The sequence below is a fragment of the Nonomuraea maritima genome, from assembly GCF_900100395.1.
Classification (GTDB): Bacteria; Actinomycetota; Actinomycetes; order Streptosporangiales; family Streptosporangiaceae; genus Nonomuraea; species Nonomuraea maritima.
Map to the genome: position 1 here is coordinate 35192 of NZ_FNFB01000035.1, position 26816 is coordinate 62007.

Sequence of the window (26816 nt, forward strand, 5' to 3'; positions counted from 1 at the left end):
TGCATGTCCGAGGCAGCGGCGATGGTCGGTGGGCGCTACCGGCTGCTCGAAACGATCGGCAGGGGCGGCATGGGTCGGGTCTGGCACGCGCACGACGAGGTGCTCGGCCGCGACGTGGCGGTCAAGGAGATCCTGCCTCCGCCCGACCTGACGGGCCCCGAGCGCGAGGTGTTCTCCTTACGCACCCTCCGCGAGGCACGGGCGGCCGGCCGGGTGCCGCATCCCGGAGTGGCCACCGTGTACGACGTCCTGGAGGAGAACGGTCACCCGTGGATCGTCATGGAGCTCGTACGCTCGCACACCCTGGGCGACCTGATCCGGGACGAGGGGCCGATGTCGCCGCGCGCGGCCGCGGACATCGGGCGGCAACTCCTGGAGGCGCTGCGCGCCGCGCACGCGGCCGGAGTACTGCACCGCGACGTCAAGCCGGACAACGTGCTGCTGACCGCCGACGGCCGGGCCGTGCTCACCGACTTCGGCATCGCGACGCTGGAGGACGACGCGCCCGTCACCCGGACGGGCATCCTGATCGGCACCCCGGCCTTCATGGCCCCCGAGCGGGCGGGGGGCGGCCGCGCCAGACCGGCCTCCGACCTGTGGTCGCTCGGCGTGACGCTGTACATGGCGGTGGAGGGCCGTTCGCCGTTCCAGCGCGACAACGCCCTCGTGACGCTGGGCGCGGTCATGCACCAGGAGCCTGAGCGGCCGGCCCGCGCGGGCGTGCTGGCCCCCGTGCTGGACGGCCTGCTGCGCAAGGACCCGGCCGACCGGATGACGCTGGAGGAGGCCGCACGGCGGCTCACCGTGATCGCGGCGGGCGGCTCGGCGCAGATGGCCGCCACAGGCGGCTCCGGGCAGACGGTCGCCCCGGGCCGCTTCCGGTGGGCGGCAGGGCGGCGTGGGCACCGGACACCGGTGGCGGCGGTCGCCGCGGCCGTCCTCACGGTCGGGCTCGTCACGGGAGGCGCGTCGTGGCTGACGCACCGGCTGGCGGCCCCGTCCGGCGATCCCGTCCCCGCGGTGGCCACCACACCCGGGACATCGTCCACGCAGCCGTCCACGCAGCCGTCCGACCCGCCGTCCGACCCGCCGTCCAACAAGCCACCGTCCAACAAGCCACCGTCCAGCAAGCCGCCGTCCGGCGGGCCGCCGCCCGTCCGCGACGGCCCGGCCACGCGTACCCCCGACAGACCGGTCCGGCGTACGCACGCGCCCCCGCCGCCGAAGGACCGCCAACGTGATCAGGGCGGCGAGAAACGGACGAGGTCGCCGAAACCGTCCGAGCCCGAGGAGAACGACGACGCGGGCTCCGGCCCCGGCCACGTCGAGGGCTCACCGGGTTCCGGCCACGAGAGCGAGAAGGGCAGGGGCAAGGGCAGAGGGAAGGGCAGGGGCAGGGGCTGAGACCGGCCTCAGGACTCGTCGCGGACGACGTCCAGGGCCTTCTGCAGGTCTTCCGGGTAGTCGGTGCTGAACGACATCCACTCCCCCGTCGAGGGGTGCTCGAACCCGAGCGCCACCGCGTGCAGCCACTGCCGCGTGATGCCGAGCCGGGCCGACAGCGTGGGGTCGGCGCCGTAGAACAGGTCGCCGACGCAGGGGTGGCGCAGCGCCGACATGTGCACCCTGATCTGGTGCGTACGCCCTGTCTCCAGCTTGATGTCCAGCAGGGACGCCGCCCGGAACGCCTCGATCGTGTCGTAGTGGGTGACCGACGGCTTGCCGCCCGCCACCACCGCGAAGCGGCCGTCGCCCGACGGGTGCCGGTCGATGGGCGCGTCGACGGTCCCCCTGAACGGGTCGGGGTGCCCCTGGACGAGCGCGTGGTAGCGCTTGTCGACCGTACGCTCCTTGAAGGCGCGCTTCAGCCACGAGTAGGCGTGCTCGCTCTTGGCGACCGCCATCGCGCCCGTGGTGTTGGCGTCGAGCCGGTGCACGATGCCCTGCCGCTCGGCCGCGCCGCTGGTGGCGATGGTGTGGCCGGCGCCGAGCAGCCCGCCGATCACCGTGGGGCCCGTCCAGCCGACGGTCGGGTGGGCGGCGACCCCGATGGGCTTGTTGACCACGACGATGTCGTCGTCCTCGTACACGATGGTCATGCCGGGCACGGGCTCGGCGACCGGCATGGGCGTGGTGACCGGCGGCGGCAGCGTGACGTCGAGCCACGCGCCGGCGCGCACCCGGTCCGACTTGGCCGGCGGCCGGCCGTCGACCAGCACCTCTCCTGCGACGATCAGCTCGGCCGCACGCGTACGGGAGAAACCGAACAGCCGCGACAGGGCGGCGTCGAGCCGCTCGCCCTCGAGGCCGTCGGGTACGGGCAGGCTGCGTTGCTCACTCACCCTTCGACACCTCCTTGGAGCCGTCGATCTGCACGTTGCGCCAGGCGAGGATCACGGCCAGGATGCCGCCGCAGACGATCGCCGAGTCGGCGATGTTGAACACAGGGAAATAGTCGATCACGGGGAAGTGGCCGGGGAGCACCTCGATGAAGTCGACGACGTGCCCCTGCAGCTGGGTGGGCCGCCCGAACCCGGACGGGTAACGCAGCAGCCGGTCGGTGAGGTTGCCGATCGCGCCGCCGAGGAGCAGCCCGAGCGTGATCGCCCAGCCCCGGCTGCCGAGCTTGCGGGCGGTGCGCACGATCGCGACCACGACGCCCACCGCGATGAGGGTGAAGATGATGGTCATCCCGGTGCCGATGCTGAACGCGGCACCGGAATTGAAGATCACGCGGAACTGCAGGACGTCCGGGATGACGACGAGCGGTGCCTTGCCCTCCAGCGCGCGGAGCACCACCGTCTTGGTGACGAGGTCGGCCGCGTAGATCACGGCCGCCAGCACGGTGAGCACAGCGAGGAGGCGCCGGCGGGGGGCAGGGGCCGGCGGCGCTGATCCTATCGGCGCTCCTCCTTCTGCTTGCAGGCCACGCACAGCGTCGCCCTCGGGAACGCCTGCAGGCGTTCCTTGCCGATCGGCTTGTGGCACGATTCGCACACTCCATAGGTCCCGGCGTCGATCCTGGCGATCGCACGCTCGTTCTGCGCGACCAGATCGCGCGCATTCAGGGTAAGGGCGATCTCGCGTTCGCGCTCGTACGTCTTCGCGCCGGCGTCCGCCTGGTCGTCGCCCGCGCCCTGGGTGACGTCACCCGAGGCTATCTCCGTCTCGTGCCGGTGGATGTCCGCCTCGAGGGCGTCGATCTCCTCCTGGAGCCTGCCGCGTACCTCGGCCAGCTCTTCGTCGGACCACGTCGACGGTGTGGTGGTCGGCGTGACTGCCGCCATGGGTGCCTCCATGCTGATCAAGGCCGTAATGGTGCGGGCAGCCTAGGATCCGTATAACGGAACGGCAAACGACCCGCCGGACGGTTTACCTCTCCCGTACTATCCCGCCCCGCGCTTTCAACTCCTCCCTTGCGGCGTCCATTCCCACAACTTTGCCCCCTTTACGACGTACGTACCGACCCATTGGGGGACGTCCCCCTAAGCGGCGTACGAGCAGGGGCGCGAAACGCGGAAGCCTCAGGGGCGGCTCTGCGTTATTGTTAAGGTCTGCAAGGCGATGATGGGGCCCTGACTTGTGAGGGATATCACCCCTGAGCCGCCGGAAGAACGGCTTTCGAGCTCATTAGAACCGGCAGCAGCGCAATGAAGAGGGCCTCGCCCGCGCGAGGCCAAGAAGGGTGGTACCGCGGAGCCGCCAGGCTTCGTCCCTTCACGCACAGCCCTGACGGCCGCTCAAGCGTGGAGGTCCCGCCCGAGATGTCTTCCCCAACGTTCCGCTCCCTTCCCGCGCAGGTCGACCTGCCCGCGCTCGAACGCGAGGTCCTCGAACGCTGGCGGGACGGGAAGATCTTCGAGCGTTCCGTGGAACAGAACGCCGGCAACCCCGCATGGGTGTTCTACGAAGGTCCTCCGACCGCCAACGGCCTGCCCGGCGTCCACCACGTCGAGGCTCGCGTGTTCAAGGACCTGTTCCCGCGCTACAAGTCGATGCGCGGCTTTAGCGTGCCCCGCAAGGCCGGCTGGGACTGCCACGGCCTGCCGGTCGAGGTCGGCGTCGAGCGCGAGCTCGGCCTGTCCGGCAAGAAGGACATCGAGACGTACGGCATCGCCGAGTTCAACGCCAAGTGCCGCGAGTCGGTGCTGCGCCACGTCGACGCCTTCGAGCAGCTCACCGAGCGCATGGGCTACTGGATCGACCTGTCGCAGGCCTACCGCACGATGGACCCGTCCTACATCGAGTCCGTGTGGTGGTCGCTGAAGGTCATCTTCGACAAGGGGCTGCTGTTCCGCGACTTCCGGATCACCCCGTACTGCCCGCGCTGCGGCACCGGCCTGTCCGACCACGAGCTCGGCCAGCCCGGCGGCTACGAGACCGTCTCCAGCCCGTCGGTCTACGTCCGGATGCCCGTGACGTCCGGTCCGCTCGCGGAACTCGGCGCCTCGCTGCTCATCTGGACGACCACGCCGTGGACGCTGGTCTCCAACACCGCGGTCGCCGTCCACCCCGACGTCACCTACGTCGCGGCCCGCACGACCGACGGCGAGGTCCTCGTCGTGGCCGAGCCGCTGCTGTCGGTGCTCGGCGAGGGCGTGACCGAGGTGGCCCGCTACACCGGGCGCGACCTCGAGCGCACCACCTACAGCCGCCCGTTCGACCTGGTCGACATCCCCGGCGCCCACTACGTCGTGCTCGGCGACTACGTCACCGTCGAGGACGGCACCGGCCTGGTGCACCAGGCTCCCGCCTTCGGCGCCGACGACCTCGCCGTCATCAGGCGCTACGACATGCCCGTGGTCAACCCGGTCGGCCCCGACGGCCGCTTCCTCGACGACGTCCCCATGGTCGGCGGCACGTTCTTCAAGGACGCCGACGAGCAGCTGACCGACGACCTGCGGGCCCGCGGGCTGCTGTTCCGCGGCGGCCACTTCGAGCACAGCTACCCCCACTGCTGGCGCTGCCACACCGCGCTGCTCTACTACGCGCTCCCGTCCTGGTACATCCGCACCACCGCGGTCAAGGACCAGATGCTGGCCGCGAACGCCGAGACCAACTGGTACCCCGACACCATCAAGTGGGGCCGCTTCGGCGAGTGGCTGCGCAACAACGTCGACTGGTCGCTGTCGCGCTCGCGCTACTGGGGCACGCCGCTGCCCCTGTGGGTGTGCACCGAGGACGACTCCCACCTGACCTGCGTCGGCTCGCTGGAAGAGCTCGGCGAACTCGCCGGCCGCGACGTCTCCGCCCTCGACCCGCACCGTCCCTTCGTCGACGACGTCACGTTCGACTGCCCGCAGTGCGGCGCCCTGGCCCGCCGCGTGCCCGACGTCATCGACGCCTGGTACGACTCCGGCTCCATGCCGTTCGCCCAGTGGGGTGAGCGCGGCAAGCCCGAGGGCGTCTACCCGGCGCAGTTCATCGCCGAGGCCACCGACCAGACGCGCGGCTGGTTCTACTCGCTGATGGCCGTCGGCACGCTCGTCTTCGGCCAGTCCTCGTATGAGAACGTGCTCTGCCTCGGCCTCATCCTGGCCGAGGACGGCCGCAAGATGAGCAAGCACCTGGGCAACATCCTCGAGCCGATCCCGCTGATGGACCAGCACGGCGCCGACGCGCTGCGGTGGTTCATGGCCTGCTCGGGCTCGCCGTGGGCCTCGCGCCGCGTGGGCCACAACACCCTCGAGGAGATCGTCCGCAAGGTCCTGCTGACGCTCTGGAACACCTCGTCGTTCTTCACGCTCTACGCCAACGCCGAGTCGTGGTCGCCGGCCAAGCTGGCCGAGGCCGCCCCGGCCGGCGAGCGTCCGCTGATCGACCGCTGGGTGCTGGCCGAGCTGCACCGTACGGTGGGCGAGGTCACCGCCGCGCTGGACGAGTACGACACCCAGCGCGCCGGCCGCCGCCTGGCCGACTTCCTCGACGACCTGTCCAACTGGTACGTCCGCCGCTCGCGCCGCCGCTTCTGGCAGGGCTCACCGGACGCCTTCGCGACCCTGTACGAGTGCCTGGAGACGGTGCTGCGGCTGCTCGCGCCGATCACCCCGTTCCTCACCGACTACCTGTGGGACGTCCTGCGCCCGGCCGACTCGGCCCCGTCCGTGCACCTGGCCTCCTGGCCGGAGGTGCGCGAGGACCTGCTCGACCCGGAGCTGTCCGACCAGATGGCGCTCGTCCGCCGTCTGGTGGAGCTGGGCCGTTCGGCCCGCGCCTCGTCGGGCGTCAAGACCCGGCAGCCGCTGCGCCGCGCCCTCGTGGGGGCGCACGGCTGGCAGTCCCTGCCCGGCGAGCTGCGTGCCCAGGTGGCCGAGGAGCTGAACGTCCAGGCTCTTGAGGACATGTCCGACTTCAGCGCCGATCTCGTGTCGTACTCGGTGAAGCCGAACTTCCGGGCCCTGGGCAAGCGCTTCGGCTCGCAGACCAAGCTCGTGGCCGGCGCGGTGACCGCCGCGGACGCCACCCACGTGGCGCGCACCCTCCGCTCGGGCTCGACCGTCACGGTGACGGCCGGCGAGCTGGGCGAGGTCACGCTCGGCCCCGACGACGTGATCGTCACCGAGCAGCCCCGCTCGGGCTGGGCGGTCGAGACGGGCGCCATCGGCACGGGCACGGGCGAGACAGTGGCCCTCGACCTGGAGCTGACCGACGAGCTGCGCCGCGCCGGCCTGCTCCGCGAGGTCATCCGCCTGGTCCAGGACGCCCGCAAGTCGACCGGCCTGTCGATCACCGACCGCATCGAGCTGTGGTGGACGACGACGTCCCCCGATCTCGCCGCCGCCCTCCGCACGGAGGGCAACGTGGTCGCCGAGGAGGTTCTGGCCACCAGGTTCGAGGAAGGCACCCAGCCCACCCTCCCGCCCCACACGGACGAGGACCTCGCCCTGACCTTCCACCTCCGCCGCGCCTGACCCAACAGGGAACCGGCCCACCCTGTCACCGGGTGGGCCGGCACCCCCACACCGACCTAGGCAAAAGGCTCACCCGCACATACCGCAGACAGCCCGAATCAACCGCCACCCGACCACATGCAAGCTCCGGCCAGCCCAGTAACGACAGCGTTGGCCACCGGTCACCCGCACGCGCGGCAAGCACTCCGCATCGGCAGGGCTCACCCGCACATACCGCGGGCGGCCCGCCGTCACCCGGACATGCCCACGGGCAACCGCATCAGCCGGGGCAACCAGGCCGGGTGACCCGGACGTAGCGTGAGCGCCCTCGTATCAGCCCGGGGACGCCCCGCGCATTTCGCGAGGGGCTGCGGTCAGCCGGCCGTTTCGTGCTCGTTCTGGCAGATGGAGCAGCTGGTGAGGCCGGCGGTCTCCGCTGCGGAGAGGGCCATGGTCTCCACGTCGGCGTCGCCCGCCGCGCGGATCAGCGGGCACACGGTGCTGTGGTAACGCCGGGTGCCGACGATCACCTTCACGATGCCGCCGCGCTTGTCACGACCGGTGGTGTCCTCGGCTTCGGCCTCTGCGCCTGAGTCGGACGCGGCTCCACCCGTACGGGAGGCACTGCCGTTCTTGGAGGCAGGTCCGTCACCCTTGGCGGCACCCCCCTTGGGGTCACCGGCCTTGGCCGCGCCCGGCTTGGCGGCGCCGCCTGTGCCACCGGCACCCGCCGAGTCACCCGACCCCCGCCCCGAGGCAGAGGTGGACGGGCGTCCGGCGGCCGCGGCCTTGGCGGCGGGCGGCCCAGACGGCAGCGGCCCCTTCGGCTTCGCCGCCGATTCGGCCGACGACGCGGGCCGTTCATTGAAGATCACCGTCTCGCCAGAAGACGCCCCAGAGGACGGGCGCTTCGACGACTCCGCAGGACGCCCGGACCCCGGACGAGCAGGCGTCACAGAAGCCGGCACGCGAGGCTGAGGAGCCGTGATGGCCCCGAGGTCGTCATCGTCGTCAACGACCGATGTGCGCCCCTGCTCGCGGGCGGGCCTACTTTCCTTGCCGGCAACCCCGCCGCCCGGACGCGCGCCGGCCCCGGAGCCCGAGGAGGAGGACGCCCCACCAGCCGCACCGCTCTTGCCCGCCGACCCGCCGGACCGTTCAGCACTCACCCGGTCGCTCTTGGCCGTGCCGGACTTGTCAGCTCGGTCCGGCTCAGCCGCGGCCGAGCCGGACCGAGCCGCCCGATCACGCGCGGCCGCAGCCGAACCAGCCTCAGTGGACCGGTCACGCGTGGCCGCAGGCGAGCCGGGCTGACCGGCACCCCGCTCACTGTCGCCCTGCGCGGAGCCCTGCTGACCGGAGCCCTGCTGACCGGAGCCCTGCTTGCTGTCGCCCTGCGCGGAGCCGGGCTGATCCGTGCCCGGACGGGTGGTCTTCGCGCCAGGTCGAGCACCAGCGGTCGTCGCGCCGGGCTTGCCGCCGCCCGACTGCGCGGGCTCGTCATCGGGACGCCGCGGTTGATCGGCACCTGGTCGCCCGGGCTTGGCGCCAGGTCGAGCCCCGGCCTGCGCCTCGGCAGCCGCGCCCCGCTCACCGCTCTGCGATCCGGGCTGCCCGCCAACGGTCTTGGCCGCCTCAAGCTTGCCCTTGGCCGCCGCGCGCTTCTCCTCGGCCGCTTCGGGCTTGTCCTCGGTCGTAGCAGGCTTGGGCTTGCCCGCGGAAGCGGACGTGGCGCCGGAGGCCGCAGTCGGGCGGCCGGGCTTGCCGGGCGTACCTGCCTTGCCCGCGCTCGATCCGCCCGCGGTGCCCTTGCCTGACTCGGATCCGGCGGAGGACGGGCGCTCACCAGAAGCTGACCCGGAGGACGGCCGCTCGCCGGACGCGGACGACGGGGAGGTCGTGCGCGGCGACTCGTGCGGCGGCCGGAAATAGGAAGTCTCGGTTTCGTCCTGCTCGTCGTCCGAAGGCTCGGACGTATCGGCGGACGGGGACCCGGGAGCCTTGCTCGCGGAGGCGGCCGGGGAGCGGCCGAACCATCCGGTGGCGCCTTCCTCAGGAGAGGCGGACTCCGGGTCGGGGGTGGAAGCCTTCGTACCGGGCTTCGGCGGGGTGACCGACGGCCGTGGGCCGCGGGTCTCCGCGGAGGTCTCGGCCCGGTTCGCTGCGGTGAAACCGGGAGAGACGGCGGACTCGGGGTCGGCGGCAGACGACTGCCGCCCGCCGAGCACTGCGTCGGGAAGGCACGTCGTGCAGGGCGTGAAGCCCTCTTCGCGTGCCTCCTCGTGGGTGAGCTCCTCGTGATCCCGGCCGATCAGCTGCCTGCAACCGGGGACGTGGTAACGCTTGCGCCCCGGAATGACCAGCACGATCGCGTCCGGCGCGATGCCGCTCGCCACCGGACGGCGCGGGGCCTGCGTCTGGGGGGCCGCCGTCCGCTGCGGCGCCGGTGGACGTGGCTGCTGCTGGACCACGAGGCCGGTCTGGTTGTACGGCTGAGCCGGTGGCATGAGCCCTTTCGAGGGGGTGGCCGGCGCAGCGGCCTGCCCACCTCCGGGAAAAAGCTCGTTCCGCCGCAGGAATGCCCCGATCACCAGGAACAGCGCGGAGAGCACGCTCACCACGATGGACCACATGATCAGGAACGGCAACGCCAGTACGAAACCCGCGATCAGCAGCACCACTGCCGCGAGCACCAAACCAGCACTGATAAGGATCACAGGGGGGCTCTTTCGAGTGACAGGTCCTAGCGACCCGCTACTTTACCGGCGGTCGTTGTGGGGACCGTCACCACCGGGGAAAGCACCCTGCGGAGCCTCACCGACGAACGGGTTGGGGCCGGGGAGAGGCGGCTGACCACCCTGCGGCACAGCGTGCGACATAGCGGGCTGGCCCTGCGGACCGCTCGGCATCACCGGGAACGCGCCGCTGCCCTCGGCCGCGACGTTGAGCTCGGCGAGCTGGTTCTCCAGGTAGAGCTTCAGCCTGCTGCGGTACTCGCGTTCGAAGCTGCGCAGCTCCTCGACCTTGCGCTCGAGCTCGTCGCGGGTCTGCACGAGCGAGCCCATCGCCTGGCGGTGGCGCTCCTGCGCGTCGCGCTCGAGCGTCTCGGCGCGGGCGCGGGCGTCGCCGATGACCTGCTCGGCCTGGCGGCGCGCCTTGGTGAGGATCTCGTCGGCCTCGCGCCGGGCCCGCGTCACCGTCTCGTCCGCCTCCCGGCGGGCGTCGGCGATCGCCTGGTCGGCGGTCTGCTGGGCGAGCGCGAGGACGCGGGCCGCGGTGTCCATGTTGTCCTCGGCCGGCGGCATGCTCATCGCCACGGGGGCAGGCTGCTGCACCGGCTCGGGGGCGCGCATCGGCTCCGGCTGCGGCGGGGCCATCATCTCGGGCTTGGGCTGCTCCTGGACCGGGGCGGAGGCCATGGGCATGTTCATGCCGCCCGGCACCTTCCCACGCAGGCACTCGGCCAGCTTGGCGCGGAGCTCCTCGTTCTCTTGGATCAGGCGGTCGAGCTCAGCTTCCACCTCGTCGAGGAAGGCGTCGACCTCTTCCTCGTCGTAGCCCGGTCGCAACCGGGTGGTACTGAACTGCTTGTTCCGCACATCAGCGGGCGTCAGCGGCATCTTTTGGTCTCCTTGGCGCGCTTGGAGTCTGTCCGGAGGACGGTAACCGAATCACTTCAGCGCGGACACGAGTTGGAACTTGACCGGCACGGCACCGGCCGGCTCATCGCAGCAGTCCGGCGATCTGGATCAAGATCAGGACCACGATGAACAGGACAGTGAAGCTTAGGTCAAAGGCCACCGTACCCAACCGGAGCGGGGGAATGAAACGGCGGAGGAACTTGAGGGGTGGGTCGGTAGCGGTGTATGTGGCCTCTGCGACCACCAGGACGACGCCTGTGGGACGCCACTGACGAGCAAAAGCCTGCACCGTCTCGAAGATCATCCTGCCGATGAGCAGCACCAGGTAGAGGGACAGGACAACGACCAAGATCTGACTCACGATCTCCACGGCCCGGCCGCGCCTCCAGTTCTGGTGTGCCCTCCCGGCCTCGGCGAGACCTGGTTGGGTTCGGTTGGCATACAGAGACTCTAACTCTGGTTGAAGAACCCGCGCTCCGCGATTCGCGCCTTGTCCTCAGCGGTCACCTCGACATTGGCAGGGGACAACAGGAACACCTTGTTGGTAACACGTTCAATGCTGCCGTGTAGGCCAAAAACCAGACCTGCCGCGAAATCGACCAGCCGCTTGGCGTCGCTGTCAACCATCTCGGTCAGATTCATGATGACCGGGGTGCCGTCGCGGAAGTGCTCGCCGATGGTGCGCGCCTCGTTGTACGTGCGCGGGTGCAGCGTCGTGATGCGCGCCAGATCGGTCGTACGGCGCTCCAGGATGGTCGTCGTCGGCCTGGGCGCCGCTCCCCCGGCCTCCGCCTCGTCGTCGCGGTCCTGGACGGCGACGGGCCGCTCGTCGCCGGGCCGTGGCCCGTCGTCGTCATAGGCGTAGTCGTCCGGGTACGTCTCGTACCTCTCGTAGCGGTCGTCCTCCACGAGACCGAGGTAGACCGCCATCTTGCGCATCGCGCCGGCCATCGCTACGTCGTCCTCCTGCTCATGGTCGCACTGGCTCGGGCCCGTCGCCGCGTCCGAGGCGGTTGGGCGTACCCCCTGAAGCTCACCGCTGATCGACCTCTACTTGATCGTGGGCCTGAAGACCCACTTGAGGGGACATTACCTGACGAAGGGCTTGCGTCGACCGAGCAACGCCGTACCGACGCGTACGTGTGTCGCGCCGTAGGCGATGGCCTCGGCCAGATCGCCGCTCATGCCCGCCGAGACCATCGTGGCCCTGGGGTGCTGCTCCTGCAGGCGCGTGGCCAGCTCACGAAGCCTTGCGAAGGCCTTGGCCGGCTCTTCACCCAGCGGCGCGACGGCCATGACCCCGCCGAGCCACACGCCCTCGGCGAGGGCCACCTCGTCGGCGAGCGGGAGCAGGTCGGCAGGCAGGCAGCCGCCCCGTCCAGGGTCGTCGTCGAGGGCCACCTGCAACAGGCAGCCTACGGTGCGGCCCTGGCGGACCGCCTCCTTGCTGATCGCCTCGACCAGCCGGATCCGGTCGACGGAGTGGATCACGTCGGCGTACTCGACGACGGAGCGCACCTTGTTGGTCTGCAACTGGCCGACGAAATGCCAGGTCAGCGGCAGTCCGGCCAGCTCACGCGCCTTGGGGGCGGCCTCCTGGTCGCGGTTCTCGCCGACGTCGCGCACGCCGAGCTCCGCCAGGATGCGGACGTCCTCGGCCGGCCGCGTCTTGGTGACGGCGATCAGCGTGACCTCGTCGCGGCCGCGCCCCACCGCGCGACAGGCCGCCGCGATGCGCTCGTCGACCTCGGCGAGCCCGGCCGCGATCTCGTCCCTTCTCACATGTTCTCCCTCATACGCGCGACGGCGCCGCTCCCGGATCCTGCGGGGAGCGGCGTCAAAGCGGACGACTACTTGAGGAAGTCGGGGACGTCGAGTTCCTCTTCCTGCTCCTCGAAGACCACGCGGGGACGTTTGGCGGGCTCCGACATGCGGGAGGTGATGGGCGTGGGCGGGTTGGCGGGCTCGGGAGCGGGCCGGGGGATCGAGACGGGGCCGGAGGGCTCGTCGCTCTCGCCGGTGTCCTGCTCGACGATCTGCACGGGCTCCACCGGACGCACCGGCTCAGGACGCGGCTCGGGCCGGGGCTCCTGGCGTACCTCGGGCCTGGGCTCAGGACGCGGCTCAGGACGGGCCTCGGGACGCGGGTCGGACCGGAAGTCCGGCCTGGGCTCAGGACGCACCTCAGCGCGCGGCTCAGGGCGCAGCGGGGACGGCTCCGACTTCACGCTGGGCGAGGCCAGGCTGGGCCGTACGGGCGGCGCGGCCGGGGCGGCCGCGGGGCGCGCGGCGGGCCGGGGCACCTGCTTCTCGGCCGGGCCCGGCACGTCGTCGAAGCCCGCGGCGATCACGGTCACGCGCACCTCGTCGCCGAGGGCGTCGTCGATGACCGTACCGAAGATGATGTTGGCGTCGGGCGCCGCGGCCATCGACACGAGCTGGGCCGCCTCGTTGATCTCGAAGAGACCGAGGTCGGAGCCGCCCGCGATCGACAGCAGCACGCCGTGGGCGCCGTCGATGCTGGCCTCGAGCAGCGGGCTGGAGACCGCCATCTCGGCGGCGGCGACCGAACGGTCGTCGCCGCGGGCGTGGCCGATGCCCATGAGGGCCGAGCCCGCACCCGACATGACCGACTTGACGTCGGCGAAGTCGAGGTTGATCAGGCCGGGCGTGGTGATCAGGTCGGTGATGCCCTGCACACCCGACAGCAGCACCTGGTCGGCCGCCTTGAACGCGTCGAGCACGCTCACCTGCCGGTCGGAGATCGACAGCAGCCGGTCGTTGGGAATCACGATCAGCGTGTCGACCTCGTCGCGCAGCGTCTCGATGCCGGCCTCGGCCTGCATCGCGCGGCGCCTTCCCTCGAAGCTGAAGGGGCGGGTCACGACTCCTATCGTCAGCGCGCCGAGCGACCGGGCGATGTTGGCCACGACGGGAGCGCCGCCCGTGCCCGTGCCGCCGCCCTCGCCCGCCGTGACGAAGACCATGTCGGCCCCCTTGAGGACCTCCTCGATCTCCTCACGGTGGTCTTCCGCGGCCTTGCGGCCCACGTCGGGATTGGCTCCCGCGCCCAGTCCGCGCGTGAGCTCTCTGCCCACGTCGAGTTTCACGTCGGCGTCACTCATCAGCAGCGCCTGGGCGTCGGTGTTTATGGCGATGAACTCGACGCCCTTGAGTCCCTCTTCGATCATCCGGTTGACGGCGTTCACTCCGCCGCCGCCGATGCCGACGACCTTGATGACCGCGAGGTAGTTCTGCGGTGCTGCCACGACGAGGGGCCTTTCCGCTCGTTGACTTGCCATTTCGGTGCGGATCGTCTCCGCTTTCATCAGTTCCGGTAACTCTCAACCTCAAGTTGAGATTTAGATTTATGTCAACCTGAGGATTGATACGGACAGTAGGAGTTACGCTCCAGGCGGGTCAACTAACCGCGCCGCAAGCACGTCCGGCGTGTCGCGGGCTGTCCTATTCGCTCCGCGCGAACACCTGATCGTGGCCCTCCACTGCCGAAAGCCCGGCCTACAGGCTCTCACGCCTCGGGCCGCGTCCCGTACAGGCTCGGCGATCCTCTTGCCCCCGGGTTGCCAGACCCTGACGATCACGATCACTTCAGGGTCACCACGTCGGGCGAGCTGACGTCGTACAGGGTGGCCGAGCGCTCGCGCCGGAGCAGCGAGGTCAGGATGCGGCCCTTTTCCTTCGGCCGGTCGGTGCCGCCCCAGACGACGGTACGACCGTCGGACAGCTCCAGGGTGACTCCCTCCGCCGTGCCGGCGCGCACCTGACGGATCTTGCCCGCCACCTCGGCCGGGACCGAGGCGACGACCTGCAGCGCGGCCATCGTCGCGGGGTCGCCCTCGGCCGGCTCGTCGACCTTGAGCAGCGGCAGCACGGGCGGCCGGGCCGTCGCGACCTCGATCACCACACCGTGCCTGTCGACGATCGCGAACTTGTCGCCCGCCTGGACCGCGGCCACCGGCTCGCGCTCGGTCACCTCGATGCGCACGGTGCCGGGCCAGACCCGGTCGACCTTGGCCGCGGCGATCTGCCTGATGGCGAGGACCCGGCTCTCGACCTCGGCGAGGTCGACGGTGGCCAGGGGATGCAGGTCGGGCACGCCGGCCTGCTGCTTGATGCGGTCGCTCGGCACTGTGAGATTTCCCACGATCTCCACCGAACGCACCCCCAACACGGGCGAAAGGAACACGAGCCACGCGGCCGTGCCCACCACCCCGGCTGTCAGCAGCACCAGGAACGCCTTGCGCGCCTTCATCGCCCTCCCTTGTGAAGATCGGCTCTGAACGGGACGCACCGACCCTACGTGGCGGCGTGGCACGGGCTTCCCGCGCCACGCCCGGCAGGGAGGGCTCAGGACAGGCGCGCGACGATCTGGGGGCCGAGCTCCGTCACGTCGCCCGCGCCCATGGTGAGCACGATGTCGCCCGGCCGCGCCCGCGCGGCGATCAGCGCGGGCACCGTGGCCCGGTCGGGCGCGTACGCCACCCGTTCGGGCGGCAGGGGGATGCGCTCGGCCACCATCGCGCCGGAGACGCCCGGCTCAGGGTCCTCGCGGGCGCCGTAGACGTCGAGCACGATGGCCTCGTCGGCCAGGCCGAGCGCCTGGCCGAACTCGTCGGCGAAGAAGCGCGTACGCGAGTAGAGGTGCGGCTGGAAGACGGCGATCACCCGGCCCGACCCGGAGTAGGAGGCCACCACGTCGCGGGCGGCCCGCAGGTCGGCGGTGAGCTCGGTCGGGTGGTGGGCGTAGCTGTCGAAGACCGCGATGCCGCCGGCCTCGCCCTTGGCCTCGAAGCGGCGCTTGGCCCCCGTGAAGGCGCCCAGGCCGTCCCTGATCTCCTCGAAGGGCAGCCCGAGCTCGTCAGCCACGGCGATGGCCGCGGCGGCGTTGAGGGCGTTGTGCGCCCCGGGAACGGCCAGACGTACCTCGCCCCTGCCCTCGATGCGGAACACCGTGCCGAACCCGTCGGGACGGACGTCGCTGAGGCGGTAGTCCTCGCCCTGGACGCCGTACGTCTTGACCCGCAGGCCACGCTCGGCGGCCCGCCGGACCAGCTCGGCCGCCCCCGGGTCGTCGGCGCACACGACGAGCAGCGAGCCGACCCGGTCGGCGAACCTGGCGAAGCTGTCGTGCACCGCCCGCGGGTCGCCGTAGTTGTCGAGGTGGTCGGCCTCGACGTTGGTGATCACGGCGATGTCGGGGGCGAGCATGAGGAACGAGCCGTCGCTCTCGTCGGCCTCGGCCACGAACGTGCGGCCCTGGCCGTCGTCGGCGCCGAGGCCGGTGGTGACGAGCTGCCCGCCCACGCAGTAGGACGGGTCGGCGCCGCACTTCTGCAGCGCCACGGTGAGCATCGAGGTGGTGGTGGTCTTGCCGTGGGTGCCGGCGATGGCGACCGCGGTGCGACCGGCCATGACCGAGGCCAGGGCGGCGGCCCGCGGAATGATCCGCAGGCCCTGCTTGAGCGCCTCGCCGAGCTCGGGGTTGGAGTCGCGGATGGCGGTCGAGACGACCACGGTGTCGACGTCGCGGATGTGGGAGGCGGCATGCCCGATGTGGACGGTCGCGCCCAGCTCGCGCAGCTCGGTGATCATTTCGGAGCTGCGCGCGTCACTGCCCGTCACCCGGACGCCCCGCTTGAGAAGGATGCGGGCGATGCCCGACATGCCGGCGCCGCCTATGCCGATGAAGTGCACACGTCCCAGTTCTTCTACGGTGACGGGATCGACCAGCTTGACGAGACTCATCGGGCTATCTCCAACACTTTCCTGGCAAGACTGATATCGGCGTCCTTGCGCCCCAGCCGGGACGCCGCCTCCGACATGACGGCGACCCGCTCGGGGTCACGGAGGATGGGCAGGACGTTCTGGATGATCCAATCAGGTGACAGCTCGGCGTCGTCGACCATCAGGCCGCCGCCTCCCTGCACGACGCGCTCGGCGTTGAGACGCTGCTCCCCGTTGCCGTGGGGCAGCGGGACGTACGCCGCGGGCAGCCCGACCGCCGTCAGCTCGGCGCAGGTCAGCGCCCCGCTGCGGCACAGCGCGAGGTCGGCGGCGGCGTAGGCGAGGTCCATGCGGTCGACGTACGGCAGCAGCACGTACTGCGGGTCGCCCGGCGGGGGCTCGGCCTCTACGGTGTTCTTCGGCCCGAGCACGTGGAGCACCTGCATGCCGGCCGCGCGCAGCGCCGGCGCAGCGGCCAGCGCGGCCTGGTTGATCGACTGGGCGCCCAGCGAGCCGCCGAACACCAGCAGCGTCGGCCGGTCGTTCTCCAGCCCGAACCACGAGCGCGCCTTGTCGCCCGTGGACAGCCGGTCGAGCGTGACGATGTCCTGGCGCAGCGGGGTGCCGATGTACTCGGCCTTCGGCAGCGCGCCGTCGGGGAACCCGGTGAACACGTGGTCGGTCAGCCGCGCGCCCAGCCGGTTGGCCAGCCCAGGACGCGGGTTGGCCTCGTGGACGATGATCGGCATGCCGCGCCGCCGGGCCGCCAGGTAGGCGGGCGTGGCGACGTAGCCCCCGAAGCCGACCAGGATGTCGGCCTTGGTCCGGTCGAGAACGGCCGACACGGCGTTGATCGCTCCGGCCAGCCTCCCGGGCATGGTCAGCAGGCTGGGGGTCATCGCCCGCGGCAGCGGCACCGCGGGCACCAGCTCAAGTTCGTAGCCCCTGGCGGGCACCAGGCGCGTCTCGAGGCCGCGCTCGGTGCCGACGCACGTGATGCCGATGCTGGGGTCAAGGCGGCGCAGCGCGTCCGCAAGGGCGAGCGCGGGCTCGATGTGCCCGGCCGTCCCACCACCGGCGAGGACCACCCTCATCCAGGTCACTCCCTAACGTGTCATTCGACCTCTGGTCATACCCCCCAGGCCCAGCCAGCTTAGGCCCCGGGCGACCGCCCCGGGGCCACGAGCGGCCAGGGCCTCGCGCGCTCCTGGTTCTCGTTTGGCGAACGACAGCAGCATGCCGAGCGCCGCCAATGTGGGGAGAAGCGCCGACCCGCCGTAGGAGACCAGGGGCAGCGGGATGCCGGTGATCGGCAGGACACCCAGAACGGCACCCATGTTGACGGTGGCCTGCCCGACGATCCAGGCGACCATGGCGGCTGCCGAGAGCCGGATGAAGGGGTCGTTGACGCGTACGGCCACGCGCAGGCCCGCGTAGCCGAGCAGCCCGAACAGCGCCACCACCATCAGGGTGCCCGCGAGCCCGAGCTCCTCGCCGAGGATGGCGAAGATGAAGTCGCTCTCGCCGTGCGGCAGCCAGCTCCACTTCTGCCGGCTGCTGCCCAGCCCGAGCCCGAACCAGCCGCCGGAGCCCATCGCGATCTGTCCCTGGACGGCCTGGTAGCCCGCGCCCTGCGCGTCGGCCCACGGGTCGAGGAAGGCGCCGATCCGGTCCATCCGGTACGGCTCCACTCTGATCATGATGACCGCGGCCAGCACCGCCAGCGCCAGGATGCCGCCGAACAGCTTGACCGGCGCCCCCACCACCCACAGCAGCGCCAGGAAGATCATGAAGAGCACGAGCGTGGTGCCGAGGTCACGGCCGAGCATCACCATGACGGCCAGGATCGCGGTGCCGGGCATCAGCGGGATCAGCAGCTGCCGCCACTCGATGCGCCCCTGCCTCGCCCGCCTGGCCAGCAGGTCGGCCCCCCACAGCACGAGCCCGAGCTTGGCCGGCTCGGACGGCTGGATGGTGAAATCGCCGATGTAGATCCACCGCTGCGCGCCCAGCTCGGACGAGCCGATGAACAGCACCATGATCAGGGCGAGGAACGACAGCGCCATCAGCGGGTAGCCGGCCCAGCGGAAGAACTTGACCGGCAGGCGCGAGCAGACGTACATCAGGGGCACGCCGAGCGCGGCAGACAGCGACTGCTTGATGAACCACGAGAACGGGCTGCCGGTCAGCTGCAGCGCCTCGATGCTGGAGGCCGACAGCACCATCATCAGCCCGAGCGCGAGCAGCAGCGCGCTGCACATGATGATCAGGTAGTACGTGGTCAGCGGCTTGTCGAGCAGCTCCTTCAGCGCGCCCAGCTGCTCGCGGGCCCAGCTGCCCGGCCCTTCCTGCGCGCGCGGGGCCGGCCGCGTCCGCTCCTCAGCGCTCGTGCTCACGCCGCGCCCTCAGCCCGCGTACGGCACGCGCGAAGGCCTCCCCCCTGGCCGGGTAGTTGGCGAACATGTCCAGGGAGGCCCCCGCCGGGGAGAGCAGCACGGTGTCCCCGGGCGAGGCCAGCCGGGCGGCTTCGGTGACGACTCTTTCCATCGCACCAGTCTCGCGATCCGCAATGTCCACGACGGGGACATTCGGCGCGTGTCGCGCGATGGCTTCGGCGATCCGCGCGCGGTCGGCGCCCAGCAGCACCGCGCCGCGCAGCCTCGGGGCGGCCCCGCGGACGAGGTCGTCGACGTCGGCGCCCTTGAGCAGTCCGCCCGCCACCCACACCACCGACCGGTACGACGCGAGGGCCGCGGCCGCCGCGTGCGGGTTGGTCGCCTTGGAGTCGTCGACGTAGTCGACCTCGTCGACCCGGTCGACGTGCGACAGGCGGTGAGGGTCGGGCACGAAGTCGCGCAGCCCCTGCCGCACTGCCTCCGCCGGCACGCCGAGCGAGCGGGCCAGGGCGGCGGCGGCCAGCGCGTTGGCCACGTTGTGCGGCGCGAACGGGCGGATGTCGTCGAACGTGGCGAGCTCCTCGGCCGCCTCGACCGGGTCGGCCACGAACGCGCGGTCGACCAGAAGGTCCTCCACCAGGCCGAGCTGACCGCTGCGCGGCGCCCGCAGGGTGAACCCCACCGCGCCCGGGTAGGACGCGGCCAGCCGGGTGCACTCGGGGTCGTCGGCGTTGTAGATCACGGTGCCGGCGCGCTCGAAGATGCGGCCCTTGGCGGCGGCGTACTCCTCCAGGGAGCCGTGCCAGTCGAGGTGGTCGGGGGCCACGTTGAGTACGGCGGCGGCGTGCGGGGCCAGTGTGCCCGACCAGTGCAGCTGGAAGCTGGACAGCTCGACGGCCAGCGCGTCGTACGGCTCGCCGACGGCCTGCACCACCGGCACGCCCACGTTGCCCACGGCCAGGGCCTTGCGCCCGGCGGCCAGCAGGATCGAGGTGAGCATGCGTACGGCGGTGGTCTTGCCGTTGGTGCCGGTCAGCGCCAGCCACGGGGCGGCCTGCGCGGGACGCAGCCGCCAGGCCAGCTCCACCTCCCCCACGACCTCGACGCCGGCCCGCAGCGCGGCGGCGACGAGCGGGTGGTGCGGCGCCCATCCGGTGGTGACGAGCCGCGTCGTGCCCTCGGGCAGCGTCAGCTCCCCGAACCGGGTCTGCACGCCGGCCCGCGCCAGCTCGGCGGCGGCGGCGAGCTGGCGCTCGCCCTCCACCGACTCCACGACCACGACGCGCTCGCCGCGCGCGGCCAGCACCCTGGCCACGGCGACACCCGACACCCCGAGTCCGGCGACGCAGGTGAGACTCATGCCCTCGGCATCCATTCGACGTAGAACAGCCCGAGCCCGAGCGCCGCGCACAACATCGCGATCAGCCAGAAGCGGACCACGATCGTGGTCTCCGCCCAGCCCTTCAGCTCGAAGTGGTGCTGCAGCGGCGCCATCCGGAACACGCGTTTCCCGGTCATCTTGAAGAACCCGACCTGGATGATGACCGACAGGGTGATGATCACGCACAGGCCGGCGAGGATGATCAGCAGGAGCTGGGTGCGGGTGGCGATGGCCAGGCCGGCCAGCACGCCGCCGAGGGCGAGGGAGCCGGTGTCGCCCATGAAGATGCGCGCCGGCGGGGCGTTCCACCACAGGAAGCCGATGAGCGCCCCCAGCACCGCGGCGGCGACCACGGCGAGGTCGAGCGGATCTCGTACCCAGTAGCAGTTGGGGCCGAGCTGGTCGATGCAGTTGTTGCGCAGCTGCCAGTTGCCGATCAGCACGTACGCGGCGAGCACCGCGCCGGTGGCGCCGCTGGCCAGGCCGTCGAGGCCGTCGGTGAGGTTCACCGCGTTGGAGAACCCGACGATCATGATGAGGACCCAGATGGTGAAGCCGACGATGCCGATCGACGGGCCGATGTCGCGCAGGAACGACACGCGGGTCTCGGCGGGGGTGATGCCGTACACGTTGGGCTCGCGCACCACCATGAAGGCGAAGACCGCGCCGACGACGAGCTGGCCGAGGGCCTTGGCACCGCTGCGCAGGCCGAGGCTGCGCTGCTTGTAGATCTTGATGAAGTCGTCGAGGAAGCCGACCGCGCCGAGCCCCGTCATGAGGAACAGCACGAGCAGGCCCGAGACCGTCGGCGGGTCGAGCAGCGCCAGGTGGGAGGCGCCGTAGGCGAACAGGGCGGCCAGCACGATGACCGTACCGCCCATGGTGGGGGTGCCCCGCTTGCCCTGGTGGCCGGAGGGACCTTCTTCGCGGATCTCCTGGCCGTAGCCGCGCCGCGAGAACAGCCGGATCGCCAGCGGGGTGCCCAGCATGGAGAGGATCAGGCCCACCGCGCCGGCGATGATGATGTTGGTCACTGTGCGGCACCTCCGAGCAGCAGCTCGGCCGTCCGCTCCAGGCCCATGGCCCTCGGTCCCTTGATCAGCACCGCGTCACCGGGACGCAGCCGGCCGGCCAGCTGGGCCGCGGCCGCCTCGGCGTCGGGCACGTGCACGATCCACGTCCCCTGGGCCTGCGGCGGCACCGCGCCCACGGGGCCCGTCACCGGCTCGGCGGGGGCCGCGCTCGGCGCTGTGCCGCCGGGACCCGCGCCGGGTCCTGGTGGCGCTCCGCCCACCGCGGCCATCTCACGCCCGGCGTCGTACGCGGCCGGTGTCCAGGGGTGGGACGCCGGGAACGGGACATGGGTGGAGGCCTGGGCGGTGGCGTGGGCGCCGCGCAGGACGGGTTCGGCGTCCGGCCCTGCCACGATCAGGCCCGCGAGCCCGGCCGCGCCGGCCATCCGGCCGAGCTCGGTGTTGAGCGCCGGACCGTCGTCGCCGAGTTCCCGCAGCGCCGCGATGACCGCGAAGCGCCGCCGCCCCTCGCCGAGCACGCCGAACATCTCGAACGCGGCCCGCATGGAGTCGGGGTTGGCGTTGTACGCGTCATTGACGATCGTCACCTGGTCGGGCCGGTCGGTGACCTCCATCCGCCACCGGCTGCGCGGCGTGGCCTGCGACAGCTCCTCGGCGATGATGGTCACCGGCAGGCCGAGCTCGTAGCCCGCCGCGGCGGCCGCCAGGGCGTTCTCGACCGCGTGGGCGCCGTACAGCTGCAGCGAGACCGGGGCGTCGCCGGACGGCGTGCGCAGCGTGAAGGAGGCGCGCCCGCGCTCGTCCATCACGACGTCGTCCGCCCGGATGACGGCGGACTCGCCGCGCCCGTACCACGTGACCCGCGCTTCGGTACGGTCGGCCATGGCCGCCACCAGCGGATCGTCGGCGTTGAGCACCGCCACACCGGTGGCCGGCAGTGCCTCGACCAGCTCGCCCTTGGCCTGGGCGATGGCCTCCTTGCCGCCGAACACGCCGAGGTGGGCCGTGCCGACGTTGAGGACCACGCCGATCTGCGGCGGCGCGATGTGGGTGAGGTCTCTGATGTGGCCGATGGTGCGGGCGGCGAGCTCCAGCACCAGGAACCGGGTGTCGGCGTCGGACCGCAGCACGGTCAGCGGATGGCCGAGCTCGTTGTTGAAGCTGCCGGCGGGCGCGACGGTGGCGCCGATGCGGGCGGTGAGCCGGGCCAGGAGGTCTTTGGTACTGGTCTTGCCGGCCGAGCCGGTCACGCCGATCACGGTGGCCTGGGGCATCGTCCGCAGCTGGGCGGTGGCGAGCGCGGCGAGCGCGGCGGCGGCGTCGGGCACGATCACCGAGGGGGCGTCGACCTGCCGGGTGGCCAGCACGGCGACGGCTCCGGCGCGGACGGCCTGCGCGGCGTAGTCGTGACCGTCGACCCGCGCGCCCTTGATGGCGACGAAGAGGGATCCCGGTTCGACGGCCCGCGAGTCGATCACGACGGGCCCGCGCACGACAGCGCGGGGATCGGCCATGCCCGACAGGGCGCCCGAGGTTATCTCGGCGATCCTGGCCAGAGGCAACGGGATCATTAGTGCTTCCTGCTTTCCTTGCGTGCGTCGATCGCTTCGGCGACCACGTCGCGGTCGTCGAAGGGGATCACCTCGCCAGAGACGTACTGGCCCTGTTCGTGGCCCTTACCGGCCACGACGACCACGTCGCCGTGCCCGGCCCTGGCGATCGCCTGACCGATGGCGGCCGCGCGGTCGGGCTCAATGATCACATGAGCGCGGTCGTGCTGCGGAACGTGGAGCGCCCCGTCCATCATCGCCGCGAGGATGGCCAGCGGATCCTCGGAACGGGGATTGTCGCTCGTGAAGATAGCCACATCAGCCAGTTTGGCGGAGATTTCTCCCATGATGGGCCTTTTACCCGAATCTCGGTCGCCGCCACAGCCGAGCACGATGATCAGCTGCCCCGCCGTGACGGCCCGCAGCGATCGCAGCACCGATTCGACGGCACCCGGCTTGTGGGAGTAGTCGACGACGGCCTGGAAGTCGTCGTCGGCGCCCGTGATGCGCTGCATCCGGCCCGGCACCCCGGTCAGGGTCCCGACGCCGTGCACGGCCGTCTGGAGCGGCACGCCCGCCTCGACGAGCGTCACGATGGCGCCGAGCGCGTTGGCGACGTTGAACGGGCCGGGCAGCGAGATCTGGGCGTCGGCCTCGACCCCGCCGGGGCCCACCACCCGGAAGGCGCTGCCGTCGGCGCCGAGGCGGGCGTCCAGCGCCCGCCACTGCGCGTCGGGGTCGCCCAGCGCCGAGAACGTCGTCATCGGGATCTTGGCGAGCCCGAGCAGCTCACGCCCGTACGGATCGTCGACGTTGGTCACCCCGACGCGGCTCAGCTCGGGCTGGAACAGCCGCACCTTGGCCGCGAAGTAGTCGTCGAAGTCCTTGTGGAAGTCGAGGTGGTCCTGCGACAGGTTGGTGAACAGCGCGACGTCGTAGAAGACGCCGTCGACCCTGCCGAGCGCGAGCGCGTGGCTGGAGACCTCCATGGCGGCGGCGGTGACGCGCTCCTCGCGCATCAGGCCGAACAGGCCGTGCAGCACCGACGCCTCCGGCGTGGTGTGCGTGGGCTGGAAGCGCAGGTCGCCGACCCTGATCTCGACGCCGCCCACCAGACCCGTACGGTGGCCGGCGGCCCGCAGGCCCGCCTCCAGCAGGTAGGTGGTGGTGGACTTGCCGCTCGTGCCGGTGACGCCCAGCACCTGGACGTCGTGGGCCGGCTGGCCGTACACCCACGAGGAGACCTGGCCGAGGACGGCGCGCGGGTCGGGTACGACGAGCACCGGAAGCCCGGTGGCCACGGCCGCCTCGCGGCCGGCCGGGTCGGTGAGCACGGCCACCGCGCCGCTCGCCATCGCGTCGGCGGCGAAGGCGGCGCCGTGGACCTGACTGCCCGGCAGAGCCACGTAGAGGTCTCCGCGCATGACGTTGCGGGAGTCGATGGTGACGCCGGTCAGAGCGGCGTGAGGTGAGCGCGAGGAGCCGGAATCGGCGTCGAGCATGGTGGCCAGCCCGGTCAGCGGGCGGGGCGAGCTCGACATGGGGCGCATGGACGACGGGGGACGCACGGCGAGAGCGTACCTTCCCTGGTCACTGTCCCGCGCGCGCCCGCACCGGCGGGGCGTCGGAGCCGGTCGGTGGAATCTTCCTGCTCTTGATGGCGAACGTCATCACATCCTTGAAGACGGGGGCAGCGAGTTGCCCGCCGAAATGGCCCTTCCGGGGATTCTGCACCACCGACAGCACCACGAGCCTGGGCTTGTCGGCGGGCGCGAACCCGACGAACGAGGCCGTGTAGCCGTTGTAACGGCCGAGGTCGGCATCGTAGCGGTCGGCGGTGCCCGTCTTGCCCGCCACCCGGTAGCCGGGGATGGCCGCCAGCTGACCGGTGCCCTCCGCGCCGACCGCGCTCTCCAGCATCGTCGTGATCTCCTTGGCCGTCGTCTCGCTCACCACCCTGGTCTGCTTACCTGCGGGAGCGGGCACGAACCTGCCCGAGCCGTCGGTGGCGCCGGCCACGATCTGCGGCTCGATCTTGACGCCGCCGTTGGCGATGGTCTGGTAGACGCTGGCCATCTGCAGCGCCGTCACCGACACTCCCTGACCGTACGCGACCGTGCAGTTCTGGCTGCCCGACCACTTGCGGTAGTCGGGCAGCAGGCCGGCCTCGGCGTTCGGGAACCCGCCGCCCGGCCTGGTGCCGAAGCCGAAGGCCTTGAGCATCTGGTACAGCCGCCCGCTGCCGATCTTGCGCGCCGCCATGATCGTGGCCACGTTGCTGGACTGCGCCATGGCCTCGCGGAACGTCATCGACTCCACCTTGTGCGCGTGGGCGTCACGCAGCACCCGGTCGGCGCACCTGATGCTGTCGGGCACGCGGTAGACCGTGTCGGGCGTGACCGCGCCGGCCTCCAGCGCGGCGGCGGCGGTGATCACCTTGTTGGTGCTGCCGGGCTCGAAGACCTCGGCCGTGGCCTTGTTGACGTAGCTGGACGCGGGGGCCTTGCGCCAGTTGTTCAGGTCGAGCTCGGGGGCGTTGGCCATGGCGACGATCCGCGCCGTCTGGACGTCCATGACGATCACCGCGCCGCTGTCGGCGCCGGACGCGCGCACCTGGTCGGCGATCGACTTCTGGGCGGCCCACTGGATGTCGCGGTCGATGGTCAGCCTGATGTCGCGGCCGTCGACGGGAGCCTCGCGCTGGCTGCTCGTCATCGGGATGCGCTGACCGTCGCGGCCCGTCTCGACCCGTTGCTCGCCGTCGCGGCCGGCCAGCACGGAGTTCTGCATCTGCTCCATGCCGCCGAGGCCGGTGCCCTCGTCGCCGACGAAGCCGATGAGGCTGCCCGCGAGGTCGCCCGCCGGGTAGAGCCGGCGGTAGGTCTTCTCGGCGGACAGCGAGGGGATGCCGGCCTGCATCAGCCTGGTGGACACGACAGGATCGACGTCGCGGGCCAGGAGCTGGTAGCGGGTGTCGGTCTTGGCCAGTTTCGCGGCGATGTCCTGCTCGCTCTTGCCGAGTTGCTGGGCGAGGACCCGCGCGACGGCCGGGCGGCTGGCAGCGGGCACCTTGGTGGGGTCGATCGACAGCTCGCGGGCCTCGACCGTGACGGCCAGCTCGTGGCCGTTGACGTCGGTGATCGAGCCTCGCCTTGCGGGGATCTCCGCGACGTGCTGGCGCTGGCGGGCCGCGGCGGCCTCGTACACCTTGGAGTCGAGGCCCTGCATCTGGATCAGCCGGCCGGCGAAGATCGACAGGACGAACGTCATGCCGATGATGCCGATGTTGATGCGCCGTCGCGGATTGCCGAGACGCAGCATGAGCGGCGGCTTCGGCGGGCGCGGCGGCCTGGGGGGCCGGCCGGGACCGCGGGGCGGCGGGACGTCCCCACCGCGCCGCCTCGGCTCGTGCCCTTCCTGACGCGCCCCCGCCCGCTGCCGCGACGCGGTGCTCGCCTGGCGCTCTCCCGGCCGCTGCCCGGGCGTCTGCTCACGGGCTCCCGTCCGGGATCCGGGCGTACTACCCGCCCGGGGTGCGGACGCACCCGTCCCGGTACGGCGTACCGGACCGTCCTCACGCCCGCGCGGGGCGCCGCCTCGGGCGGCGGCGCCGCGCGCCGAGGAGCCGCTCCCGCGGGGCGGCGATCCGCTGTCGCGGCCCTGCCGGCCGCGCCCCGAGGAGCCGTCGCCGTCACGCCCGGCGCGTCCGGGCGGCTTCTCGGCGCCGTCACGGCCCTGGGGGGCGCGGCCGCGTGACCGCTCCCCCGAGTCCCTGCCCTGCGCCGGACGGCCCTTCGCGCGGTCGTCGTTCGGGCGTTTGCTCGCCCGGCCGTTCGTGTCGGAGCGCGGGCGCGCGTCGTCGCCCGCGCCGCGCCGTGAGCCGCCGGATCCGCCGCGGCGGGCGTCGTCGTCGCGGGGACGGCCGCGCCCCTCGTCTGCGGGGTCCTGGGGCCGCTTGCCGCGGTCGGCGGCGTCACGTCCGAACGGCAGGTCGAACGGGTCGAACCGCTCCGGCGGGCGGCGCGGCGGGGTGTCCGGCGACGAAGGGCGGCCCGTCCCGTCGGAGCGGGAGGAGCCGCCACCCTGGCGTCCCGCGCGCCCTGGTCCACCCTGCGTACGACGAGCGGCGCCGGGCCCTCCTTGAGAGCCGGCGCCGCCGGTGCCGCGGCCGGGCCCCTG

20 protein-coding genes are annotated in these 26816 nt (G+C 71.8%); 2 read left to right on the plus strand and 18 right to left on the minus strand.

Annotated elements, in window-relative coordinates; genetic code table 11:
• Nucleotides 1–3: 3 nt before the first annotated feature.
• The gene (locus BLR04_RS34485) at nt 4–1404 is read left to right on the plus strand and encodes a serine/threonine-protein kinase (RefSeq protein WP_090773285.1); all 1401 of its coding nucleotides are present in this window, start codon (nt 4–6) and stop codon (nt 1402–1404) included.
• Between the two features lie 8 nt (nt 1405–1412).
• Here the strand turns inward: BLR04_RS34485 and BLR04_RS34490 are convergent, their stop codons facing one another.
• The 3 genes from BLR04_RS34490 to BLR04_RS34500 are packed head-to-tail and all read right to left on the minus strand — an operon-like array spanning nt 1413 to nt 3287.
• Complete coding sequence (locus BLR04_RS34490; RefSeq protein ID WP_090773287.1) at nt 1413–2342, minus strand: RluA family pseudouridine synthase; 930 nt, start codon at nt 2340–2342, stop codon at nt 1413–1415.
• Nucleotides 2335–2853, minus strand: coding sequence for a signal peptidase II (gene lspA, locus BLR04_RS34495; RefSeq protein ID WP_342672324.1), 519 nt, complete (start codon nt 2851–2853; stop codon nt 2335–2337). Before lspA ends, BLR04_RS34490 begins: the two co-directional genes overlap by 8 nt.
• A gap of 44 nt (nt 2854–2897) precedes the next feature.
• Nucleotides 2898–3287, minus strand: a complete 390-nt coding sequence (locus BLR04_RS34500) for a TraR/DksA family transcriptional regulator (protein ID WP_090773350.1) — start codon at nt 3285–3287, stop codon at nt 2898–2900.
• 477 nt (nt 3288–3764) lie between these two features.
• Between BLR04_RS34500 and ileS the strand changes: the two genes are divergently transcribed.
• Nucleotides 3765–6911 carry an isoleucine--tRNA ligase gene (ileS, locus tag BLR04_RS34505; protein ID WP_090773352.1) on the plus strand — a complete coding sequence of 1049 codons (3147 nt, stop codon included), beginning with the start codon at nt 3765–3767 and terminating at the stop codon, nt 6909–6911.
• Between the two features lie 353 nt (nt 6912–7264).
• On the opposite strand, the gene BLR04_RS41045 is transcribed toward ileS, so the two are convergent.
• The 15 genes from BLR04_RS41045 to BLR04_RS34585 all read right to left on the minus strand — a co-directional run bounded on the left by BLR04_RS41045 (nt 7265) and on the right by BLR04_RS34585 (nt 25958).
• Complete coding sequence (locus BLR04_RS41045; protein WP_176903428.1) at nt 7265–9607, minus strand: hypothetical protein; 2343 nt, start codon at nt 9605–9607, stop codon at nt 7265–7267.
• Between the two features lie 42 nt (nt 9608–9649).
• A complete protein-coding gene (locus BLR04_RS34515) occupies nt 9650–10510 on the minus strand; it encodes a DivIVA domain-containing protein (protein WP_090773293.1) in 861 nt (286 codons plus the stop codon).
• Nucleotides 10511–10613: 103 nt separating this feature from the next.
• Complete coding sequence (locus BLR04_RS34520) at nt 10614–10901, minus strand: YggT family protein (RefSeq protein WP_090773295.1); 288 nt, start codon at nt 10899–10901, stop codon at nt 10614–10616.
• 80 nt (nt 10902–10981) lie between these two features.
• Nucleotides 10982–11482: a cell division protein SepF gene (locus BLR04_RS34525; protein ID WP_090773297.1), complete on the minus strand. Its 501-nt coding sequence runs from the start codon at nt 11480–11482 to the stop codon at nt 10982–10984.
• A gap of 138 nt (nt 11483–11620) precedes the next feature.
• The gene (locus BLR04_RS34530) at nt 11621–12313 is read right to left on the minus strand and encodes a YggS family pyridoxal phosphate-dependent enzyme (RefSeq protein ID WP_090773298.1); all 693 of its coding nucleotides are present in this window, start codon (nt 12311–12313) and stop codon (nt 11621–11623) included.
• A 68-nt stretch (nt 12314–12381) separates the two neighbouring features.
• Nucleotides 12382–13800 (minus strand): cell division protein FtsZ, encoded by a 1419-nt coding sequence (gene ftsZ, locus BLR04_RS34540; RefSeq protein ID WP_176903429.1) that lies wholly within the window; start codon nt 13798–13800, stop codon nt 12382–12384.
• Between the two features lie 335 nt (nt 13801–14135).
• A complete protein-coding gene (locus BLR04_RS34545; RefSeq protein ID WP_090773302.1) occupies nt 14136–14804 on the minus strand; it encodes a cell division protein FtsQ/DivIB in 669 nt (222 codons plus the stop codon).
• Nucleotides 14805–14899: 95 nt separating this feature from the next.
• The gene (gene murC / locus BLR04_RS34550; RefSeq protein WP_090773304.1) at nt 14900–16297 is read right to left on the minus strand and encodes a UDP-N-acetylmuramate--L-alanine ligase; all 1398 of its coding nucleotides are present in this window, start codon (nt 16295–16297) and stop codon (nt 14900–14902) included.
• Nucleotides 16294–17370, minus strand: coding sequence for an undecaprenyldiphospho-muramoylpentapeptide beta-N-acetylglucosaminyltransferase (murG, locus tag BLR04_RS34555; RefSeq protein ID WP_090773354.1), 1077 nt, complete (start codon nt 17368–17370; stop codon nt 16294–16296). Before murG ends, murC begins: the two co-directional genes overlap by 4 nt.
• Before the next feature lie 12 nt (nt 17371–17382).
• Entirely contained in the window at nt 17383–18672 is a 1290-nt protein-coding gene (ftsW, locus tag BLR04_RS34560) for a putative lipid II flippase FtsW (protein WP_176903430.1), read from the minus strand.
• Nucleotides 18656–20032: a UDP-N-acetylmuramoyl-L-alanine--D-glutamate ligase gene (gene murD, locus BLR04_RS34565; protein ID WP_245740852.1), complete on the minus strand. Its 1377-nt coding sequence runs from the start codon at nt 20030–20032 to the stop codon at nt 18656–18658. The genes ftsW and murD overlap by 17 nt, the downstream gene beginning before the upstream one ends.
• Entirely contained in the window at nt 20029–21087 is a 1059-nt protein-coding gene (gene mraY, locus BLR04_RS34570; protein WP_090773308.1) for a phospho-N-acetylmuramoyl-pentapeptide-transferase, read from the minus strand. Before mraY ends, murD begins: the two co-directional genes overlap by 4 nt.
• Entirely contained in the window at nt 21084–22658 is a 1575-nt protein-coding gene (locus BLR04_RS34575; protein WP_245740854.1) for a UDP-N-acetylmuramoyl-tripeptide--D-alanyl-D-alanine ligase, read from the minus strand. The genes mraY and BLR04_RS34575 overlap by 4 nt, the downstream gene beginning before the upstream one ends.
• Nucleotides 22658–24187, minus strand: coding sequence for a UDP-N-acetylmuramoyl-L-alanyl-D-glutamate--2,6-diaminopimelate ligase (locus tag BLR04_RS34580; RefSeq protein ID WP_090773310.1), 1530 nt, complete (start codon nt 24185–24187; stop codon nt 22658–22660). The genes BLR04_RS34575 and BLR04_RS34580 overlap by 1 nt, the downstream gene beginning before the upstream one ends.
• 40 nt (nt 24188–24227) lie before the next feature.
• Entirely contained in the window at nt 24228–25958 is a 1731-nt protein-coding gene (locus BLR04_RS34585) for a peptidoglycan D,D-transpeptidase FtsI family protein (RefSeq protein WP_090773312.1), read from the minus strand.
• Nucleotides 25959–26816: the final 858 nt, after the last annotated feature.